Below are 19429 nucleotides of genomic sequence, written 5' to 3' on the forward strand. Positions count from 1 at the left end.
GGTTGACACCGGGCAGACGGCTCTCGCGCGGTGCCGGCCGCGTGACGCTCGTCTCTCACCCGGTGGGGCTGTTGGTGATATTTCGTCATCCTCCAGGGAGGCAAACTTCGTGGTGAGGGCTTTTTGCCCGCTTCCTTTTCGTCCCCGCAGCCGATAGCCTCTACCCCCGATCGGGTGGGCTCGTGTTAACCATTCACGTTCTGGTTCCGAGTCCGTGGAGCCCGAGAGCGGAAACGCGGAAACTGGACAGCTCGAACCGGGAAGGAAGTCCTCGGTGCCCCAGCCCACGAGCGGGGAGCGCGGTCGCAAGGCAGTGTCCCCGGCGGAGTCGCCTGTCGCGCAGAGTGACGAAAGCAGTGCGCAGGACAACGCGATCGGAGCATCGACCGGCGGTGAGCGCGCTCGCCGGGTCCGCGGTCTCGCCAACTGGCGCGTCAGTGCCAAGATCGCCGCCGTGGTCGCCGTTCCGACGGCGGCCGCGCTGTCGCTGGCCGGCCTGCGCGTGTACGACAGCTTCGCGACGATGACCGTCTACCAGCACGCCGAGCAGCGGATCGAGCTCGGCCGGAAAGTCGCCGCCGAGGTGGACGCGCTGCAGCGCGAGCGGGACGCGATGTCGGCCTGGATCGCCTCCGGCCGCCCCGGCGACCGGGCCGAGCTCGACGGCGCGATCAGCACCGCGGAGCGGGCGGCCGACACCGTGCGCGGTGCGGTCAAGGAGGTCGTCGCGATCAGCGACGGGGTCACCTCCGCGCGCTACCAGCAGGGCCTGGCGCGGCTCGACGGGCTGAGCCAGCTGCGGTCCTCGGCCGGCGCCACGGACTTCCCGAGCCTGGCCGCCCAGGCCGGGTACACCGGGGTGATCGACGCGCTCCAGCTGATCGCCGACGAGTTCGACGCCGACGTCACCGACCAGGGCCTGCAGGACCGCCACGCGGCGCTCGGGTTCCTCGCCGATGCCAAGGAGTACTCCGCCCAGCAGAACTCCTACCTGCGCAGCGCCGCGATCCGCGGCAAGTTCGACCCCGCGGAGCTGAAGAACCTGACCACGGCGCAGTCGAACCTGGTCGCCGCCATCGACCGGTTCAACGCCGTCGCGACCCCGCAGGCCCAGCTGGACTACTCGACCAGCCTGTCCGGCCCGCAGGTCTCGGAGCGGTTCACGCTGCAGCAGCTGGCGTTGCTGCGTGCGCAGGTGAACCCGCCGCTGCCGCTGGCCATCGACCCGGCCGCGGTGGCGCAGTCCTCGTCCGAGACGCTCGGCCTGATCAGCCAGGTCCAGAACCGGTTGCTGGACGACGCCGCCGTCTACACCGACGGGCTCATCGGCGACCAGCAGCGGAACCTGCTGATCACGGTCGCGACGATCCTCGCCGGGATGCTGATCGTGCTGGCGCTGATGTACGTCGTGGCGCGTTCCCTGATCCGGCCGCTGCGCACGTTGCGCACCACGGCCCTGCAGGTCGCCGAGGTGCACCTGCCGGAGGCGGTGGAGCGGATCATGCACGACGCCGATCCGGCGGCCGCCGCGAAGGCGATCGACCCGGTGCCGGTGGACACCACCGAGGAGATCGGGCAGGTGGCCCGCTCCTTCGAGGTGGTGCACGGGCAGGCGGTCCGCCTCGCCGCGGAGCAGGCCCTGCTGCGCGAGAACGTCAACGGCATCTTCGTCAACCTCTCCCGCCGGTCGCAGCGCCTGGTGGAACGCCAGCTCGCGGTGATCGACCTGCTGGAGGCCGACGAGCAGGATCCCGACCACCTGGCGAGCCTGTTCGAACTGGACCACCTGGCGACCCGCCTGCGCCGCAACGGCGAGAGCCTGCTGGTGCTCTCCGGGGCAGGGCTGAGCAAATCGATGCCGAAGCCGGTCTCCGCCGCGGACGTGATCGGTGCCGCGGTGTCCGAGATCGAGCAGTACGCGCGGGTCGACGTCGGCGCGATCCCCGACGTCGCCGTCCGCGGTCCCTCGGTGCACGACCTGGTGCACCTGCTCGCCGAACTGCTCGACAACGCCACCTACTTCTCCGAACCGGAGACGAAGGTCAGCGTGCGGGCGGTGGTGACCCGCAAGAAGGCGCTCGCCGTCCAGATCACCGACCGCGGGGTCGGTATGTCGTCCGACCAGATCGCCGAGGCCAACAAGCGTCTCGCGGACCCGCCGGACCTGGACGTCTCGGTGACCCGGCGGATGGGGCTGTACGTGGTCGCGCGACTGGCCCAGCGGCACGGCATCGAGGTGCGCCTGCGGGAGAACGAGGACATCGACGGCGGCGTGATCGCGCGCGTCGTCGTGCCGCCGGACCTGCTAGGCCCCGTCGCGCGTGAGCCGTTGCCGCGCGCCGGGGAGGTGTCCTCGCCCAGCCTGCCCCCGGTCCCGGCCCAGCGCACACCGGCCAACGTGAGGCGCCGCGAGGCCGCGCCGGACCAGGCACAGCCCGCGGCGCTGCCCCCGCTCGACCAGCCGATCAGCCTCGACGACCTGGTGGCCGGCTCGTCCGACGCCGCCTACCTCAGCCTGGGGAAACCGGGCGCCAGGCAGCCGGAGCCGGAGGTCACCGGCTCCCGGCCGGAGCAGCCGGACCAGTTCTCCGCCCTCACGCTGCCCCGCCGCGAGCCGCAGTACGTGCCGGTGACCGAGCCGCCGGTGGAGCAGCCGTCGCCGGCGGACGAAAGCATCTTCGACGACGACGTGCCCACCAAGCGCCTGCCGATCTACCAGTCGGTTGTGTCGAGGTGGTTCAGTGCGGAGGGCGAGGACCCCGGCGCCGTGACCGGCAACCTCGACGAAGAGCCCCCGCCGGCAACCGAGGCCACCCCGCAGGCCGAGGACAAAAGCGGGGATCTTTGGCACAGTGTGTCCGACGAAGGCTGGCGCGCGGCGCAGTCCCTGCTGGAGTCCCGGGCGGAGGAGATCACTCCGGCCGGGCTTCCGAAGCGGGTGCCGAACGCTCATCTCGTCCCCGGCTCGATCCCGGTGGGCGAGACCGGCGCCTTCACCGACACGACCGCCGGCACGCCGGGGCAGGGCGCGCTGGCCCGCTCCGCCGAGGCGGCGCGGGAACGGATGGCGAGCTTCCAGCGCGGCTACGTCAGCGGCAGGCACGCGCTGCAGGAGACCACCCCGGGACGCCGCGACCAGGGCGACCCGGTGAGTGGCGGGGAATCCGCCCCGCCGGACGAGGCAGTGAGGAGCGAAGAGTGACTCGGGCGGGATCGCTACAGCCGGAAGGCTCGACGCCGCAGGCGCCGCGGAACGGTTTCGCGTGGCTGATCACGGACTTCGTGCACCGCGTGCCCGGTGCCGCGCACGCCGTCGTGGTGTCCGCGGACGGGCTGCTGCTGGCCGCGTCGCGGGGGCTGCCGAAGGACCGCGCGGACCAGCTGGCCGCGGTGGCGTCCGGGCTGACCAGTCTGGCGCGGGGCGCGGCGAAGGTGTTCGAGGGCGGCCCGGTGGCGCAGACCGTGGTGGAGATGGCCAACGGTTTCCTGTTCCTCATGGCGGTGTCGGACGGGTCGTGCCTGGCCGTTCTCGGGTCTCCGGACAGCGACATCGGCCTCGTGGTGTACGAAATGACGCTTCTGGTGGACCGGGTCGGCCAGCAGATGACGCCCGAAATGCGGGCACAGCTCCAAGGAGCCGCGCGCGGTTGAGCGCGCCGGGCACGAGAGGGACTGCAAGTGGACGGTGGGCAGCCGGCGGGCGTGGGCCCGGGACGGCTGGACGGCGACGCCGAGGCCGCCTGGCCGGACGAGTCGGCGGCGACCGAGGACTGGACCGCGTTCCGGGCCAAGGTCGACCGCGCCTGGCGCCTGCGCCGGGCCGGGGCGGGCGAACGGCGCTCCGGTGTCCTGAGCGATCCCGAGCCGCCCGGCTACCAGGCGACCGAGTACCCGGCGGGCGAGCGGCTCATCGCCGGCCCGGCCGCCGAGCTGTTCGGGGACTCCGGCGTGCCGTTGGCCCCGGCCGGTGAGCTGCCGCCCGCGCCGACCGTGCAGAGCCACCCGAGTTTCCCGCCGGTACCGGCGCCGGTGACCGCGGAGGAATCGTCCGGTCTGGTCCGCCCCTACTTCCGCACACGGGGCCGGACCCGGCCCAGCTACGATCTGGCGATCGAAGCACTCGTCTCGACCAGCGAGCGGGGACGGATGCTCGACCGGGTGCGAGTGCCCGAGCACCGGTCCATCTGCGGCCTGTGCCTGGACACGCGCTCCGTGGCGGAGGTGGCGGCGTACCTGCGCATGCCCCTCGGAGTCGCGCGGGTGCTGATCGGCGACGTCGTCGATCTCGGCCTGGTCCTGGTCCATTCCACGACGTCGGTCGTCGGCGATCGTCCCGGTATCGAGTTCATGGAGAGGGTGCTCAGTGGGCTTCGGAGAATTTGACTCCGACGCGAACACGTCGGCGGCGACGGGACCGACGCAGTCGGCCAAGATCGTCGTGGCCGGCGGCTTCGGTGTGGGCAAGACGACGCTGGTCGGCGCGGTCTCGGAGATCGACCCGCTGACCACCGAGGCGGTGATGACCGAGGCCAGCGTGTCGGTGGACGACACGACCGCCACCCCGAACAAGACGACCACCACGGTCGCGATGGACTTCGGACGGCTCACGCTGGGCGACGACCTGGTGCTCTACGTCTTCGGCACGCCCGGTCAGCACCGCTTCTGGTTCATGTGGGACGACCTGGCCGTCGGCGCGATCGGCGCGGTCGTGCTGGTCGACACGCGGCGCCTGGCGGACGCGTTCCCGTCGATCGACTTCTTCGAGAACCGGAAGCTGCCCTACATCGTGGCGATCAACTGCTTCGACCGGCTGCTGCACCACCAGATCGAGGACGTCCGGCAGGCGCTGACGATCTCCGAATCGGTGCCGATCATCGCGTGCGACGCGCGGGAGCGGGAGTCGGCCAAGCAGGTGCTGATCACCGTGGTCGAGCACGCGATCAACCGGGACCGCGAGTTGCAGCCGGGGTGATCGGGTAACCGTGCGGCCGGAAGGGTGAATCGCTGTGAGATCACCCCGGGCGGGCGACCGCCCGGACCAGGTTCGGCAATACCCTGGTCGGAATAATCGCAGAACAGGCTCGACCGGTGAGGAGGCACATGACGGCATCGGCACAGCAGTCGAGCAGCTTCGGCTGGCTGGTCACCGACTTCGTGCGACGGGTCCCGGGCGCGGCGCACGCCGTGGTCGTCTCCGCGGACGGTCTGTTGCTGGCCGGTTCGGAGGGGCTGCCCAAGGACCGGGCGGACCAGCTGGCCGCGGTCGCCTCCGGCCTGGTGAGCCTGACCACGGGCGCGGCGCGCTGCTTCGAGGCGGGGTACGTGAACCAGACGGTCGTCGAGATGGAGCGCGGGTACCTGTTCCTGATGGGGATCAGCGACGGGTCCTGCCTGGCCGTGCTGGGCGCGCCGAACTCCGACATCGGGACGGTGGCGTACGAGATGACGCTGCTCGTCGACCGGGTCGGGATGCAGATGACGCCGGAGCTGCGCAGCCGGCTGCAGGGTGGCGTGCGGGCATGAAGGGCGTGTCGAACGGGGCCGACGCCTGGGACCGGTTGCACCAGGGGACCGACCGCGAGGGACTGGACTCGCCGGCGCGATTCGTGCTGACCAAGAAGCCGGTGGTGCTCCAGGTGCGGACGCCGGTGCGGCCGACACCGGCGGCGGCACGCGGTGCCGTGGGAGTGGCCGGGCCCGGGATGCCGCCCGCGCAGTCCCGTGGCGGCGTGGCGTCGGTCCGCACGCGCACGATGATGCGGCCGTACGCCCGCACGGGTGGCCGCACCAAACCGGACTACGAGCTGGCGCTGGAAGCGCTGGTGTCGACGACCGACCGGGGGCGGGTGCCGCAGGCCGTGACCGGCGTGCAGCACCGGCGGATCTGCGGGTTGTGCGTGGAACCGCGGTCGATCGCCGAGATCGCCGCGTACCTGGACCTGCCGCTGAACGTGGTGAAGGTGCTCGTCAGCGACCTGGACAACGCCGGGTTGGTGCTGATCCACCAGTCCGGGCTGTGTTTCGGGGACCGCTCCTCACGGGAGTTCATGGACCGGGTGCTGCAGGGTCTGCGCCGTCTCTGAGTGGTCCCGGCCGGGGCCACTCAGTCGTCCACCAGGGCCGCCGAGGTGATCCGGTGCAACGGGTACCGCTCGTCGTCGGTGCTGGTCAGCACCCCGCCGCCGACGTGCGCGGGTGTGACGATCCGCTGGCTCGCCGTGCCGTGGGCGTCCACGTACCCGATCCAGACCTCGCGCCGTTCGCGGTGGGCGCGAGCCAGCAGCGCCATCGTCGCCGCGGTGTCGAAACCCCCGCCGCCTCCGGGCAGGCGCACCGTCGCGCCCTTGCGGCTCGCCGCGGCGCGGTCGCCGGCCCGGATGTGGGCCACCACTGACGCCGCCTGGTCACCGCTCAACCCGGACGGCTCCGGAATCACGCGCCGCGTCGCGCGCGGCCGGGCGGGGATCCGCCGCCCGGACGGCCGCAGGTCCACCACCCGGCCGTCCGGTCCCTCGGCGGCGGGTGCGAAACCGGCCGCGCGCAGCCCGTCCAGCACCTCGGCCAGGGGATACGGGCTGATCAACACGGTCGCGGCGATCTTGCGCAGCTCGTAGTCGTCGGAGACGGGGTTGCTGAGCACCTCGGTCAGCAGCACCTCGTCGTCGCAGCGCAGGAACGATCCGGCCGCCCCGCCGCGGAGCCTGCCGTGCCGCCGGGCGACGTCGTCGATCAGGTAGGTCAGCGACTGCGGCACCTCGGTGGCGGACCGCTTCCGGAACAGTTCGTGCAGCTCGTCGGCGGTGCGGCCGGTGTCCAGCGCGCGCCGCACGGACGCCTCGGTGATCCGGTACACCGTCGCGTGCCCGGCGGACTCGACGTCGGCCACCGCGGCGATCTCGGTGGCCAGGTCCATCTCCAGCGGGCCCGGGGCGACCACCGTCAGATCCGCCTGGACCAGCACGTGCCCGATCGGCTTGGGCATCGCGTCGTACATCGCGTTGAGGGCGCCCGCCCGGTCGCCGTCCAGCAGCGCCGCCGCGGCCGTGGTCAGTGCACCCAGCGCGATCACGCCGAGCGCGGACGCTTCGGCGTAGGTCCACCGCACTGCTTCGTCCCGCAACCGGCCACCCCGCCGCGGTGCCCGCCACGCGAGCAGTTCGACCAGGTCGCCGGCCCCGTGCACCCCCGCGCCGCGGGGCAGCTCGGCGAGCGTGCCGAGCACCCGCCGGCGCACGGCCGGCGCCAGCGGCCGCCGCAGGTCCTCCGACAGCGGCGCGATCGGCTTGTCCTTCGCGTCGCGCTGACCGGCCAGCGCGGGCAGTCGCGGCAGGTCCAGCCACGCCTCCGCGATGATGACCCACCGCTGCGCCGGCTCGGACGCCAGCCACGAGTCGGCGAGCGTTGTCGGTACCCACTCCGGGCTGGTGCTCTGACTGTCCGCGACCAGCCCGGCCGCCACGGCCAGCTCGGCGAGCAGCGTCGCCCTGGCGTCGTCGGCGTCCAGCTCACGCGCCAGTTTCCGCAGTTCGCGTACCCCGAGGCCGCCGGCTTTGAGCACCGGTGGCGGCTGGGCCGACCACTGCGCCAGCAGGGATTCGGTCTGCCGCAGGAACTCCATGGCTTCGCCAGCCGCGGCCTCATCCACTGTGGACTGCTGGTGCGGGCTGGTCGGCAGCTCCGGCTCGCGCACCGCCTTCGGCGAGCAGATCCGTCCGCCCCGCAGCGCGATCGCCACCTCGCGTGGCAGCTCCACCGTCTCCTCGTCGCGGCGCAGCAGCAGCCCGCGGGCGAGCAGCTTCTGCACCGGCGTCGCGTCCGCGGCCAGCGACGGTTCGGCGCTCGCGTCCCGGGTACGCCCGATCGGCGGACCGGCGGCGAGGGCGGCGAGCACCCCGCGTTCGTCCTCCCCGGCCTCGGCGAGCGCGGACTCGGCGTCCAGGCCGGGGGCGGGCGCGCCGAGCCCGGCCGGGAAGGGCCCGGCCAGCTCGCGGGCGGTGGGGATGACGCGGAGGGCGTCGTCGCCGCCCCAGGCCAGCAGCCGCGACCGCAGCCGGCCCACGGCCGGCCGGACGTCGGCGCCGACCAGCTCGGCGATCCGGTCGAGCGGCACGGCCGCGGTGTCCGCGTCGGCGACGAGCAGGGCGTCGAGCACGGAGAGGGTGAAGGTGTCCAGGTCCTCCATCGCCCTGGCGACCGATCCGGCGGTGCCGGCACGGGTGGCGAGCACGGTGCTGTCGGACGGCGGCGGGGTCGCCAGGTCGCGCCTGGCCTGCAGGAGCGCGCCCAGCTCGTCGTCGGACGCGGACCGCAGCCAGTCCGCCAGGGAGGTCGCGGGCATCACAGGTGAGGATACCCGCCCTGACCATCGGGTTCGGGCGGCTGTGAGGCAAACTGGGGACCGTAGGTGCCGAGCACTGGAGGATGAAGTGGCGAAGGGCGACAAGGACAAGAAGAGCGGTCGGATCGACCCCAGCTGGCCGCATCTCCCGGATGGCGAGCACCCGGTCACGGAGCTCTCCTCGGACCGCCAGGGCGCGTTGTCGCCGTTCGGGAACGTGACGTTCCCCCTCGACGCCGTGCCGTACGTGCACCCCGAGACCGAGATCAACAAGTAGACAGCAGGGGGTAACAGCCGTGCCGGTTCCCGGCCCCGGGTATTCGATCACCGTTCGTGTCGAGGCGCCGCCGTCCGCGAGCGCCGCGGGCGACCTCACCTCGGCGGTGGGCCGGGTCGGCGGCGTGCTGACCGCGTTCGACGTGGTCGAGTCACACGCCGACGCGATCGTCGTCGACATCACGGCGAACGTCGTCAACGCCGACCACGTCGAGCACGTGCGGGAGGCGCTGGACGCGCTGCCCGGCGTTCGCGTGCGCAAGGTCTCCGACCGGACGTTCCTGATGCACCTCGGCGGCAAGCTGTCGGTGTCCCCGAAGGTCCAGCTCCGCAACCGGGACGACCTGTCCCGCGCCTACACGCCGGGTGTGGCACGGGTGTGCCAGGCGATCGCGGCCAATCCGGCCGACGCGCGCCGCCTGACCATCAAGCGCAACACGGTCGCGGTCGTCACCGACGGTTCGGCCGTGCTCGGCCTGGGCAACATCGGCCCGGCCGCGGCCCTGCCCGTGATGGAGGGCAAGGCGGCGCTGTTCAAGAAGTTCGCCGACGTCGACGCGTGGCCGGTGTGCCTGGACACCCAGGACACCGAGGAGATCATCAAGATCGTCAAGGCGCTCGCCCCGGTGTACGCCGGCATCAATCTCGAGGACATCGCCGCGCCGCGGTGCTTCGAGATCGAGAAGCGGCTGCGTGAGCAGCTCGACATCCCGGTGTTCCACGACGACCAGCACGGCACCGCGATCGTCGTGCTCGCCGCCCTGCGCAACGCTTTGCGCGTGGTGGGCAAGGAGATCGAGGACTGCAAGATCGTGGTGAGCGGCGCCGGTGCCGCCGGCTCGGCGATCATGCGGCTGCTCATGCACAAGAAGCCCGGCGACATCATCGCGGCCGACATCAACGGCATCGTCCACCTCGGACGGTCCGATCTGGACGAGAACCTCCGGTGGCTGGCCGAGAACACCAACAAGGACAACGTGTCCGGCACCCTCCACGACGCGCTCGTCGACGCCGACGTGTTCATCGGGGTGTCCGCGCCGAACCTGTTCGGGGCGGACCAGGTGGCCACGATGGCACCGGACGCGGTGGTGTTCGCGCTGGCCAACCCGGACCCGGAGATCGACCCGCTGGAGGCGCAGAAGCACGCCGCGGTGGTGGCGACCGGTCGCAGCGACTACCCGAACCAGATCAACAACGTCCTCGCCTTCCCGGGTGTGTTCCGCGGGCTGCTGGACGCGCAGGCGCACGAGATCACCGACGAGATGCTGATCGCGGCGGCGAACGCGATCGCCGACGTGGTCGACGACCGGCTCAACGCCTCCTACATCGTGCCGAGTGTGTTCGACTCGGCGGTGGCGCCGGCCGTCGCCGAGGCGGTCAAGAACGCGGCGCGGAAGTCCGGTGTGGCGGGTTAGCGCTCGATGAGCCGCGCCGTCGAGGAGTCCAACCGCCGGATGCTGCGGGCGCGCGACGCGATGGACCGCGCCTACGCCCGGCCCCTCGACGTCGCGGCCCTGGCCCGGATGGTGCACGTCTCCCAGGCGCACTTCATCCGCACCTTCCGGGCGACTTTCGGGGAGACACCGCACCGTTACCTGCAGCGGCGGCGGGTGGAGCGGTCGATGTTCATGCTGCGCGAGACCGAGCGCAGTGTGACCGAGATTTGCTTCGCGGTCGGGTTCACCAGCCTCGGCACGTTCAGCCGCACTTTCCGGGAGATCGTGGGGCGGTCGCCGTCGGAGTACCGGCGGAGCGCCGGTGCTCCGGTCGCCGCGCCTTCCTGTTTCGGTATGGCCTGGACGCGGCCGAGCAGTTTCGGAGAAGCCGGGGGCACGGCTGGTTGATTAGCGTTGTGGTCATGTTCAACGCGATCACACTTTCCCAGATTTTCGTCACCGACCAGGACGAGGCGCTCGACTTCTACGTCGGCAAGCTCGGGTTCGAGGTCAAGGTGGACCAGGACCTCGGCTTCATGCGGTGGCTGACCGTGTGCGTGCCGGGCGAACCCGGCCGCGAGATCCTGCTGGAGAAGCCCGGGCCGCCGGCGATGGACGAGGGGACGGCTTCCCAGGTCCGCGAGCTGCTCGCGAAGGGCGCGACGGGTGGCTGGATCGGTCTCACCACGGACGACTGCCGCAAGACCTACGAGGAACTCCTGGCGAAGGGCGTCGAGTTCACGCAGGAACCGACCGAGCGTCCGTACGGCATCGACTGCGGCCTGCGCGACCCCTTCGGCAACGCGATCCGCATCAACCAGCCGGTGCAGGTGGACTGAGCCTGGACCGGCCGTCCCGGCGCGGGGCATGCCCCGCACCGCTGGACCGCCGAAGGCGTTTAGCCTTGTCACGTGAGTGAACTGAGCCACGTCGACGAGAAGGGTGCCGCCCGGATGGTCGACGTCTCCGGCAAGGCGGCCACCGCCCGCACAGCCATCGCCACCGGTGTGGTGCGCACCACGCCGGTGGTGATCGACCTGCTGGCCCGCGACGGGCTGCCGAAGGGCGACGCCCTCGCGACGGCCCGGATCGCCGGGATCATGGGTGCCAAGAAGGTCCCCGAGCTGATCCCGCTCTGCCACCAGATCGCCCTGTCCGGGGTGCAGGTGGAGTTCGACCTCGGGCCCGCCGAAGTACGCATCACGGCCACGGCCAAGACCACCGACCGCACCGGTGTCGAGATGGAGGCGCTGACCGCGGTCGCCGTCGCGGGGCTCACCGTGCACGACATGATCAAGGCCGTCGATCCCGCGGCGACTTTGGACGAGGTCCGTTTGGAGCGCAAGCTCGGCGGCAAGTCCGGCGTGTGGGAGCGGCCATGAACAACGACAAGCGCACCGCCCGGGTCATCGTCGCCTCGAACCGGGCGTCCGCCGGGGTCTACGCGGACCACACCGGGCCCGTCATCGCCGCCTGGCTGACCGAACGCGGGTACGACGTGCCCGAACCGCGGGTGGTCCCGGACGGTGACCCGGTTGCGCAGGCGATCCGCGAGGCGCTCGGCGACGACGTGCACGTGGTCGTCACGACCGGCGGTACCGGCATCTCACCCACGGACCGCACGCCCGATGTGACCGCCCCGCTGCTGGACCACCAGCTGCCGGGGCTGGCCGAGGCGATCCGCTCGGCCGGTCTGCCCGAGGTGCCCACCGCCGTCCTGTCCCGGGGACTCGCCGGGGTGGCCGGGCGGACGCTCGTGGTGAACCTGCCCGGCTCCCGCGGCGGCGTCCGGGACGGGCTCGCGGTGCTCGACGGCGTGCTCGACCACGCCGTGGACCAGCTCGCCGGTGGCGACCACCCGCGACCGGTGGACGCCCCGCACAGCACGGGAGCCGGGGCCGGTCACGGCTCGCCCGAGGGTGCCGGCAGCGGCGGCCGGATCGACGTCGAGCCGGAAATGACGACGGCCACCCGGGCGACCGCGTACATCGCGCGGGCCGAGGTGACCGATCAGCCGTTGTCCGTCGAGGAGCATGCGCGCCTCGTGGACCACCAGTCCGCCGGGGCGGTGGTGACCTTCGGCGGCGTCGTGCGCGACCACGACGACGGTAAGGGCGTCAAGTCGCTCTTCTACGAGGGCCACCCGAACGCGGGCGAAGTGCTCGCCCGGGTGGTCTCCCAGGTCGCCGGCCGCCGGAGCGGGGTGCGCACGATCGCCGTCAGCCATCGGATCGGCGCCCTGGAGATCGGTGACGTGGCGCTGGCCTGCGCCGTGTCGGCCGATCACCGGGCCGAGGCCTTCGCGACCTGCGCGGAGCTGGTCGACGAGGTGAAGGCCCAGCTTCCGGTGTGGAAGCACCAGCACTTCACCGATGGCACGGACGAGTGGGTCAACTCCCCCTGAAACCAAGCTTGAGGCGGTGCGGGTCTGGTCGACCCGCACCACCGGGGCGCCGGCGCCCCACCACCCGGGGGATTGTGGTGGGGCGGCCGGACGCCCCCAGTGTCACTTCAGTGTCACTTCGTGGCGATCTTCTGCCCGACCAGGATCAGGTTCGGGTTCGAGATGTAGTTCGCGTTCAGCTGCTGCAGCTTCTGGTAGCCGCCCGCAACGTCGAACTTCTTGGCGATCCCGGACAGCGTGTCGCCCGCCACGACGGTGTAGTCACCGTTCGGGTTGGAGGACGGGACGCTCACGGCCGGAGCCGGGGTGCTCTTCTTCGGGGTGGCCGGCGCAGGGGCGGCCTGCTTGGGGGCAGCCTGCTTCGGCGTGGCAGCCTTCTTCTGGGTCGAGCCCGTGGTGTTGCTGCCCTTGTAGCTCGCCGAAGAGCCGGCCTTCTTGCCGCACACCGGCCAGGCGCCGATGCCCTGGCCCTGCAGGACCCGCTCCGCCACCGCGATCTGCTGCTCGCGGGACGCGTTCTGCGGGCTGCCGGTGCCGCCGTAGGCCTTCCAGGTGCTCTGCGTGAACTGCAGGCCGCCGTAGAAGCCGTTGCCGGTGTTGGTGCTCCAGTTGCCACCGCTCTCGCACTGCGCGATGGCGTCCCAGTTGACGCTGGCGGCCTGCGCGGGGGTCGCGGCGATCGCCAGCGGGGTGCCAACCGCGATACCCGCGACAGCGACGCGAGCGATGTTGCGAGCGGCGGGGGACATCTTGCGGTGCTTGCCTCGGTAGGACATTCCATCAACTCGGCCTTCGCGCCGACGGGCCATGCTGCGAGGCGAACCCTCACGGGTCCTGCTCCACCCGGCGGGGTCCGGGCGAGCCAATCGGGCCTTCGCGGAACGCTCGGGTCCGACCCTCTCCGTCCCTGTCCGGAAAACCTACTTTCGCTCGGGGTTTTGGTCCGGGATTCCGCCGGACAGGACTTGGCGCTCGGAATCCCGGTGTTGCCGTGGCCGGTCGGGGCCAGCCGAAAAGCGACGGTACGTAACGACGAGCGTGATCGGAAATTATTCGGGACGTGACCTACATCACAGTAACATCGAGCAACCTGTGCCGATCACCGTGTTTCTCCTGGTCAGTGCGCCGTTACCTGGCCGTTTCCAAGTCGAGATATTTCACCGATAGTGAGGTCTGGGTCACGTCGATCAGCCACGGTTGGACCAATCGCGAACTGTGTTCAACCGCCGGCGAACGGCGGCAGCACGTCGAGCTGGGCCCCCTCTGGGAGGGGGCGCGCGGGGTCGCGGACGGCCACCCCGTCGACGAGGAAGCTGGCCGCCCGGAGGATCCGCGGGAGGGTCTCCGGATGAAGATCGCGGAGGGCGACGACGGCTTCGGCGACCGATGCGCCGGCCGGTAACTCCAGTACCTCTTCTTCCACGCCCGCGGCCGCGCGCGCGGACGCGAAATAGCGCACGACGACGCTCACGGTCAAGATCTATCCCCCGATCGCGCTCATCGGCCGGATCGGCTGGGCGAAGCCGGCGTCGTTGATCTCGTGGCCGGCGAGCTTGCCCCACATGGTCATCCGCCAGGTCTGGGCGATCTCCTCGTCGTCCGCCCCGCCCCGCAGGAGCGCGCGCAAATCCGTTTCGTCGTTGCTGAACAGGCAGGACCGCACCGCGCCGTCCGCGGTCAGCCGGGTGCGCTCACAGGCCGCGCAGAACGGCCGGGTGACCGACGCGATGATCCCGACGTCGGCCGGTCCGCCGTCCACCAGCCATCGTTCGGCGGGCGCGCCGCCGCGTGCCTCTTGGCTCGGCGTGAGCGTGAACTCCTTGCTGAGCAACGAAAAAATCTCCGCGGCGGTCACCATGTCGGCGCGGTTCCAGCCGTGCTGGGCGTCCAGTGGCATCTGCTCGATGAAGCGGAGGTGGTAGCCGTGCTCGATGCAGAACCGCAGCAGTGCGGCTGCCTCGTGCTCGTTGATCCCGCGCAGCAGCACCGCGTTGACCTTCACCGGGTCCAGCCCGGCGGCGCGGGCGGCGGCGAGCCCGTTCAGCACGTGGGCCAGCCGGTCGCGCCGGGTGATCCGCGCGAACGTCTCCGGGTCCACGGTGTCGAGCGAGACGTTGATCCGGTCCAGCCCGGCTTCGGCGAACGCCCTGGCCCGTTTGGCCAGACCGATCCCGTTGGTGGTCATCGAAAGCCGGGGTCGCGGGCGCAGCGCCGTGATCTCGCCGACCAGGTGCTCGAGCCCAGGGCGCAGCAGCGGTTCACCGCCGGTGAGCCGGATGTCGGTGACGCCGAGCCGCTCGACGGCGATCCGCAGCAGCCGCACGAGCTCGTCGTCGGTGAGCACCTCCTCGCCCGGCAGCCACGGCAGACCCTCCGCCGGCATGCAGTACGTGCAGCGGAGGTTGCAGCGGTCGGTCAGCGAGACGCGCAGGTCGGTCGCGACGCGGCCGAACGTGTCGACGAGGGCGGGGTTGTCCGGGCGGGGCTTCGTGGTTCCGCGTGTGCCCGGCACGCGGGGAAGCCCGAGATTTACCGCACTCATTGACACCAGCCTAACCCGGCGAACGCCCCGTGGTTGCTCATTAGAATGTCTCGGTAGCGAAGTGTTTCAACCGCGAAGACGACAGGGGAAGGGACGCGCCGGATGTCCGAGGAAAGCCGGTACCCGGTGCCCCCCGAGGTGCTCGCCCGGTTCGCCGAGTACGGCCGCGAGTCGAGCACGCTCGCCGTCCTCCGGCACGCCCAGATCGCCGAGAAGATGGGTCTGTCCGCCACCGACCACAAGGCGCTCGACCTGGCCGCGCGTGCCGAAGGCCCGCTGACGGCGGGCGAGATCGCCCGGGTCACCGGCCTGTCCACCGGTGCCGTCACCGGCGTCATCGACCGCCTGGAGCGCGCGGGTTTCGTGCGCCGCGTGCGGGACGCGAACGACCGGCGCAAGGTTCTGGTCGAGGTCCTGCCGCTGGACGAGGACAAGGTGGCACCGCTGTTCTCCTCGGCCCTGGTGGTGACCGAGAAGGTGCTGGAGAAATTCACGCCGGCCGAGCGCGACGTGATCGAGCGGTACCAAAGCGAGCTGAACGCGTTGCTGCGCGAGGACGTTCTCGGTGGTAACCCGTAGCTTTTCCGCAAACGCGGGGATAATCTCCCCTCCATGCCGCAATTCCGGTTATCCGAAGCCGCCGAGCTGCTCGGCGTCAGCGACGACACCGTGCGCCGCTGGGTGCGGGGCGGGCAGCTGACCGCGGGCACCGACGCGGCCGGCCGCAAAGTCGTCGACGGTGCCGAGCTGGCCGCGTTCGCCCGCGAGCAGGCCGCCCGGCCCGGTGATCCGTCCGACGTCGGCCGGTCCGCCCGCAACCGCTTCGTCGGCCTGGTCACCGAGGTCGTCGTGGACAAGGTGATGGCCCAGGTCGAGTTGCAGTGCGGCCCGTTCCGGGTCGTCTCCCTGATGAGTGCCGAGGCGGTGCGGGAGCTGGCCCTCGAGCCCGGGTCGCTGGCGGTTGCGGTGGTGAAGGCGACCACCGTGGTCGTCGAGACCCCAGGAGGACAGAGTTGAAGAAGCTGGGCGCCCTGCTGGCCGCGGCCACGCTGCTGATCACCGGATGCGGATCGCCGTCGGGCGGGACCGGGACGAAGACGCTCACCGTGTTCGCGGCCGCGTCGCTCACCGAGTCGTTCACCGCGCTCAAGGCGCGGTTCGAATCCGCCCACCCGGGCACCGAGGTGAGGTTCAACTTCGCCGGCTCGTCCGCGCTCGTGCAGCAGCTGTCCAACGGTGCGCGGGCCGACGTGTTCGCCTCCGCCGACCAGGCCAACATGGACAAGGCCGGGCAGGCCGGGCTGCTCGACAGTGCGCCGAGCGTTTTCGCGACCAACAAGCTGACCATCGCGGTCGCGCCGGGCAACCCGAAGGGCGTCGCCGCCTTCGCCGACCTGGCCACGCGCGGCCTCACCGTGGTGGTGTGCGCCCCGCAGGTGCCCTGCGGCTCCGCGACGCAGAAGGTCGAGCAGAAGACCGGGGTGACGCTCCGGCCGGCCAGCGAGGAGCAGGACGTCAAGCAGGTGCTGAACAAGGTGCAGACCGGTGACGCCGACGCCGGCCTGGTGTACGTGACCGACGCCGCGAGCGCGGCGGGCAAGGTCGCCCGGGTCGACTTCCCGGAGGCGTCGCAGGCCGTCAACTCCTACCCGATCGCGGTCGTGAAGAACGCACCCGAGGCCGGGCCGGCCAGGGAGTGGGTCGACTTCGTGCTGGGTCAGCAGGGCCGGGCCGAGCTGCAGAAGGCTGGTTTTGGCGCGCCGTAGGACCCGGCGGGTGCCGTGGGTTCTGTGGGTACCCGCGGCGCTCGCCCTGGCACTCGTCGTGCTGCCGGTGGCCGGTCTGCTGGTGCGGACCGACCTCCGTCGCGTTCCGGGGCTGATCGTCAGCGATGCGTCGCTGACCGCGCTGCGGCTGTCGCTGGAGACGGCGGCGGTGTCCACGCTCGCGTGCATCGTGCTCGGGGTGCCGCTGGCGGTGGTGCTGGCCCGCTCCGCCGTGCCCGGGATCCGGGTGCTGCGCGCCGTGGTGCTGCTCCCGCTGGTGCTGCCGCCGGTGGTGGGCGGGCTCGCGTTGCTGTACCTGCTCGGCCGCAAGGGCTTCCTCGGTTACCTGCTGGGCGTGACGGCCGGGGTGCAGGTCCCGTTCACCACCGCCGCGGTGATCATCGCGCAGACCTTCGTCGCCATGCCGTTCCTCGTGGTGAGCCTGGAGGGCGCGCTGCGCGGCGGCGGGGACCGCTACGAACGGATCGCCGCGACCCTGGGGGCCCGTCCGTGGACGGTGTTCCGGCGGGTCACGCTGCCGCTGCTGCTGCCCGCGCTCGGGTCGGGCGCGGTGCTGAGCTTCGCCCGCGCTCTGGGCGAGTTCGGGGCGACGATCACCTTCGCCGGCAGCCTCGAGGGCGTCACCCGGACCCTGCCGCTCGCCGTCTACACCGAGGCGGAGGTCGATGTGGACAGTGCCGTCGCCCTGGCGTTGCTGCTGATCGTCGTCGCGATCGTGGTGATCGCGGTGGCCCGGCCGCGGGCGCTGGAGGGGACCGCCCGGTGAGCCTGCACGCCGAGATCGAACTGACCCGCGGCACCTTCCAGCTGTCCGTGGCCTTCGACGTGCCGGCGGGGAGCGTGCTGGCGGTCCTGGGCCCGAACGGGTCCGGCAAGTCCACCGTCCTGGGGTGCCTCGCCGGGCTGTTCCGGCCGGACCACGCCGTCATCACCCTCGGCGGCCGGGCGTTGCACGACCTGCCCGCGCACCACCGCGCCGTGGGCCTGCTGTCGCAGGACCCGCTGCTGTTCCCGCACCTGTCCGTTGTGGACAACGTGGCGTTCGCGCCCCGGTCGAAGGGCAAGGGGCGGGCGGAGTCGCGGGCGATCGCGCACCGGTGGCTGGCCGAGGTGGACGCGGCCGGGTTCGCCCGGCGCAGGCCGGCACAGCTGTCCGGCGGGCAGGCGCAGCGGGTGGCGGTGGCGCGGGCCCTGGCCGGCGATCCGGACCTGCTGCTGCTCGACGAGCCGCTGGCCGCGCTCGACGTCGACGCGGCCCCGGCGATCCGCGGGCTGCTGCGCCGGGTGCTGGCCGCCGGTCCGCGCCGCGCCACGGTCCTGGTCACGCACGATCCGCTGGACGCGCTGGCGCTGGCCGACCACGTCGTCGTGCTGGCCGGCGGACGAGTGGTCGAGCGCGGGCCGACCCGCGAGGTGCTGGCGGCGCCGCGCACCGCGTTCACCGCGCGGATCGCCGGGCTCAACCTCGTCCCCGGCATCGCCGTCGACGACGGGTTGCGTACCGCGGACGGCGGTCTGGTGGCCGGCATCCGGTCACCCGGCGCGGTCACCGGCGAACCGGCCGTCGCGGTGTTCGAGCCGAGCGCGGTGTCCGTCTATCCCGCGGCGGACGGACATCCGGGCAGCCCGCGCAACACGATCGCGGCGGTGGTCGGGGCACTCGAACCACACGGCCCGGTGATCCGGGTCCGGGCGGCCGGGAGGGGCTGGGCGGACGGCCTGTCCGCGGACCTCACCCCGGCCGCGGTCGCCGACCTGCGGCTCGAGCCGGGCATGCCGGTCCGGCTCGCGATCAAGGCCACCGCGGTGACCGTGCACCCCGCTAGTCTTCAGGCATGAGCCGTTGGACGTATCTGACCGACATGGACGGCGTGCTGGTGCACGAGGAGCACCTGGTGCCCGGCGCCGACGAGTTCCTCGCCGAACTGCGCGCCAACGACACCCCGTTCCTGGTGCTGACCAACAACTCCATCTACACCCCGCGTGACCTGCGGGCCCGGTTGCTGCGCACCGGCCTGGACGTGCCCGAGGAACGCATCTGGACCTCCGCGCTGGCGACCGCGAAGTTCCTGGACAGCCAGCGGCCCGGCGGATCGGCGTTCGTCATCGGCGAGGCCGGGCTGACCACCGCGCTGCACGAGGCCGGGTACGTGCTCACCGACCGCGACCCGGACTACGTGGTGCTCGGGGAGACCCGCACCTACAGCTTCACCGCGATCACCCGCGCCATCCGGCTCATCGAGGCGGGGGCGAAGTTCATCGCGACCAACCCGGACGCCACCGGCCCGAGCCTGGAGGGCAGCCTGCCTGCCACCGGCTCGATCGCCGCGCTCATCGAGCGCGCCACCGGGCGGCAGCCCTACTTCGTGGGCAAGCCGAACCCGCTGATGATGCGCTCGGCGCTGCGCAGCCTCGGCGCGCACTCCGAAGGCACCATCATGATCGGCGACCGGATGGACACCGACGTGCACTCGGGCATCGAGGCCGGGCTGCAGACGGTCCTGGTCCTCACCGGCATTTCCACGAAGGAGTCGGCCGAGCGCTACCCGTACCGGCCCACGCTGGTGATCGACTCGATCGCGGACCTCGTCGGCCGTACGCAGGACCCGTTCGGGGACGGGGCGGTGCAGAGCTGACCTGCGGCAA

Annotated in this window: 22 protein-coding genes; 18 read left to right on the forward strand and 4 right to left on the reverse strand. The window is 71.8% G+C overall.

Annotated features, from left to right (window positions below; translation table 11 throughout):
- The first annotated feature begins 313 nt into the window (after positions 1 to 313).
- The 6 genes from FHX45_RS19125 (at position 314) to FHX45_RS28160 (ending at position 6083) form a co-directional block, all read left to right on the forward strand.
- Positions 314 to 3202: a nitrate- and nitrite sensing domain-containing protein gene (locus FHX45_RS19125; protein WP_167109196.1), complete on the forward strand. Its 2889-nt coding sequence runs from the start codon at positions 314 to 316 to the stop codon at positions 3200 to 3202.
- Entirely contained in the window at positions 3199 to 3651 is a 453-nt protein-coding gene (locus FHX45_RS19130; protein ID WP_167103724.1) for a roadblock/LC7 domain-containing protein, read from the forward strand. The genes FHX45_RS19125 and FHX45_RS19130 overlap by 4 nt, the downstream gene beginning before the upstream one ends.
- Positions 3652 to 3678: 27 nt before the next feature.
- A complete protein-coding gene (locus FHX45_RS19135; RefSeq protein ID WP_167103727.1) occupies positions 3679 to 4383 on the forward strand; it encodes a DUF742 domain-containing protein in 705 nt (234 codons plus the stop codon).
- Positions 4364 to 4972, forward strand: coding sequence for an ATP/GTP-binding protein (locus FHX45_RS19140; RefSeq protein WP_167103730.1), 609 nt, complete (start codon positions 4364 to 4366; stop codon positions 4970 to 4972). Before FHX45_RS19135 ends, FHX45_RS19140 begins: the two co-directional genes overlap by 20 nt.
- A 128-nt stretch (positions 4973 to 5100) precedes the next feature.
- The gene (locus FHX45_RS19145; protein ID WP_167103733.1) at positions 5101 to 5523 is read left to right on the forward strand and encodes a roadblock/LC7 domain-containing protein; all 423 of its coding nucleotides are present in this window, start codon (positions 5101 to 5103) and stop codon (positions 5521 to 5523) included.
- Positions 5520 to 6083, forward strand: coding sequence for a DUF742 domain-containing protein (locus FHX45_RS28160; RefSeq protein ID WP_243869135.1), 564 nt, complete (start codon positions 5520 to 5522; stop codon positions 6081 to 6083). The genes FHX45_RS19145 and FHX45_RS28160 overlap by 4 nt, the downstream gene beginning before the upstream one ends.
- Before the next feature lie 20 nt (positions 6084 to 6103).
- Here the strand turns inward: FHX45_RS28160 and FHX45_RS19155 are convergent, their stop codons facing one another.
- Positions 6104 to 8338 (reverse strand): helicase-associated domain-containing protein, encoded by a 2235-nt coding sequence (locus FHX45_RS19155; RefSeq protein WP_167103741.1) that lies wholly within the window; start codon positions 8336 to 8338, stop codon positions 6104 to 6106.
- Between the two features lie 88 nt (positions 8339 to 8426).
- On the opposite strand from FHX45_RS19155, the gene FHX45_RS19160 reads away from it, so the two are divergent.
- From FHX45_RS19160 to FHX45_RS19185, 6 genes are all read left to right on the forward strand, one after another.
- A complete protein-coding gene (locus FHX45_RS19160) occupies positions 8427 to 8615 on the forward strand; it encodes a hypothetical protein (RefSeq protein WP_167103743.1) in 189 nt (62 codons plus the stop codon).
- A 19-nt stretch (positions 8616 to 8634) separates the two neighbouring features.
- Positions 8635 to 10029, forward strand: coding sequence for a malic enzyme-like NAD(P)-binding protein (locus FHX45_RS19165; RefSeq protein WP_167103746.1), 1395 nt, complete (start codon positions 8635 to 8637; stop codon positions 10027 to 10029).
- Between the two features lie 6 nt (positions 10030 to 10035).
- Positions 10036 to 10458, forward strand: a complete 423-nt coding sequence (locus tag FHX45_RS19170; protein WP_167103752.1) for a helix-turn-helix domain-containing protein — start codon at positions 10036 to 10038, stop codon at positions 10456 to 10458.
- 14 nt (positions 10459 to 10472) lie between these two features.
- Positions 10473 to 10889: a VOC family protein gene (locus FHX45_RS19175; RefSeq protein ID WP_167103754.1), complete on the forward strand. Its 417-nt coding sequence runs from the start codon at positions 10473 to 10475 to the stop codon at positions 10887 to 10889.
- Between the two features lie 72 nt (positions 10890 to 10961).
- The gene (gene moaC, locus FHX45_RS19180) at positions 10962 to 11432 is read left to right on the forward strand and encodes a cyclic pyranopterin monophosphate synthase MoaC (protein WP_167103757.1); all 471 of its coding nucleotides are present in this window, start codon (positions 10962 to 10964) and stop codon (positions 11430 to 11432) included.
- Positions 11429 to 12454, forward strand: a complete 1026-nt coding sequence (locus FHX45_RS19185) for a molybdenum cofactor biosynthesis protein MoaE (protein WP_167103760.1) — start codon at positions 11429 to 11431, stop codon at positions 12452 to 12454. Before moaC ends, FHX45_RS19185 begins: the two co-directional genes overlap by 4 nt.
- Positions 12455 to 12567: 113 nt before the next feature.
- Here FHX45_RS19185 and FHX45_RS19190 read toward each other — a convergent pair whose 3' ends face one another.
- From FHX45_RS19190 to moaA, 3 genes are all read right to left on the reverse strand, one after another.
- A complete protein-coding gene (locus FHX45_RS19190) occupies positions 12568 to 13230 on the reverse strand; it encodes a LysM peptidoglycan-binding domain-containing protein (protein ID WP_167103763.1) in 663 nt (220 codons plus the stop codon).
- Between the two features lie 443 nt (positions 13231 to 13673).
- Entirely contained in the window at positions 13674 to 13925 is a 252-nt protein-coding gene (locus FHX45_RS19195) for a MoaD/ThiS family protein (protein WP_167103766.1), read from the reverse strand.
- Between the two features lie 9 nt (positions 13926 to 13934).
- Positions 13935 to 14996: a GTP 3',8-cyclase MoaA gene (gene moaA / locus FHX45_RS19200; protein WP_167103768.1), complete on the reverse strand. Its 1062-nt coding sequence runs from the start codon at positions 14994 to 14996 to the stop codon at positions 13935 to 13937.
- 102 nt (positions 14997 to 15098) lie between these two features.
- Here moaA and FHX45_RS19205 point away from each other — a divergent pair, with 102 nt between their 5' ends.
- From FHX45_RS19205 to FHX45_RS19230, 6 genes are read left to right on the forward strand one after another with little or no spacing between them, the layout of a single operon-like run.
- On the forward strand, positions 15099 to 15575 hold the full coding sequence (locus FHX45_RS19205) for a MarR family transcriptional regulator (RefSeq protein ID WP_167103771.1): 477 nt from the start codon (positions 15099 to 15101) through the stop codon (positions 15573 to 15575).
- Between the two features lie 33 nt (positions 15576 to 15608).
- Positions 15609 to 16013: a TOBE domain-containing protein gene (locus FHX45_RS19210; RefSeq protein WP_167103774.1), complete on the forward strand. Its 405-nt coding sequence runs from the start codon at positions 15609 to 15611 to the stop codon at positions 16011 to 16013.
- Positions 16010 to 16762: a molybdate ABC transporter substrate-binding protein gene (gene modA / locus FHX45_RS19215; RefSeq protein WP_167103777.1), complete on the forward strand. Its 753-nt coding sequence runs from the start codon at positions 16010 to 16012 to the stop codon at positions 16760 to 16762. Before FHX45_RS19210 ends, modA begins: the two co-directional genes overlap by 4 nt.
- 10 nt (positions 16763 to 16772) lie before the next feature.
- Positions 16773 to 17549, forward strand: a complete 777-nt coding sequence (locus tag FHX45_RS19220; RefSeq protein ID WP_167103796.1) for an ABC transporter permease — start codon at positions 16773 to 16775, stop codon at positions 17547 to 17549.
- A complete protein-coding gene (locus FHX45_RS19225) occupies positions 17546 to 18622 on the forward strand; it encodes an ATP-binding cassette domain-containing protein (RefSeq protein WP_167103799.1) in 1077 nt (358 codons plus the stop codon). Before FHX45_RS19220 ends, FHX45_RS19225 begins: the two co-directional genes overlap by 4 nt.
- Positions 18619 to 19419, forward strand: coding sequence for an HAD-IIA family hydrolase (locus FHX45_RS19230; protein WP_167103802.1), 801 nt, complete (start codon positions 18619 to 18621; stop codon positions 19417 to 19419). The genes FHX45_RS19225 and FHX45_RS19230 overlap by 4 nt, the downstream gene beginning before the upstream one ends.
- Positions 19420 to 19429: the final 10 nt, after the last annotated feature.

The sequence above is a fragment of the Amycolatopsis granulosa genome (assembly GCF_011758745.1).
GTDB lineage: Bacteria > Actinomycetota > Actinomycetes > Mycobacteriales > Pseudonocardiaceae > Amycolatopsis_E > Amycolatopsis_E granulosa.

Coding starts and splice junctions, on each gene's coding strand:
- FHX45_RS19145 (WP_167103733.1), top strand. CDS start 5,101: ATGACGGCATCGGCACAGCAGTCGAGCAGCTTCGGCTGGCTGGTCACC.
- FHX45_RS28160 (WP_243869135.1), top strand. CDS start 5,520: ATGAAGGGCGTGTCGAACGGGGCCGACGCCTGGGACCGGTTGCACCAG.
- FHX45_RS19155 (WP_167103741.1), bottom strand. CDS start 8,338: ATGCCCGCGACCTCCCTGGCGGACTGGCTGCGGTCCGCGTCCGACGAC.
- FHX45_RS19170 (WP_167103752.1), top strand. CDS start 10,036: ATGAGCCGCGCCGTCGAGGAGTCCAACCGCCGGATGCTGCGGGCGCGC.
- FHX45_RS19175 (WP_167103754.1), top strand. CDS start 10,473: ATGTTCAACGCGATCACACTTTCCCAGATTTTCGTCACCGACCAGGAC.
- FHX45_RS19185 (WP_167103760.1), top strand. CDS start 11,429: ATGAACAACGACAAGCGCACCGCCCGGGTCATCGTCGCCTCGAACCGG.
- FHX45_RS19190 (WP_167103763.1), bottom strand. CDS start 13,230: ATGTCCTACCGAGGCAAGCACCGCAAGATGTCCCCCGCCGCTCGCAAC.
- moaA (WP_167103768.1), bottom strand. CDS start 14,996: ATGAGTGCGGTAAATCTCGGGCTTCCCCGCGTGCCGGGCACACGCGGA.
- FHX45_RS19205 (WP_167103771.1), top strand. CDS start 15,099: ATGTCCGAGGAAAGCCGGTACCCGGTGCCCCCCGAGGTGCTCGCCCGG.
- FHX45_RS19210 (WP_167103774.1), top strand. CDS start 15,609: ATGCCGCAATTCCGGTTATCCGAAGCCGCCGAGCTGCTCGGCGTCAGC.
- FHX45_RS19230 (WP_167103802.1), top strand. CDS start 18,619: ATGAGCCGTTGGACGTATCTGACCGACATGGACGGCGTGCTGGTGCAC.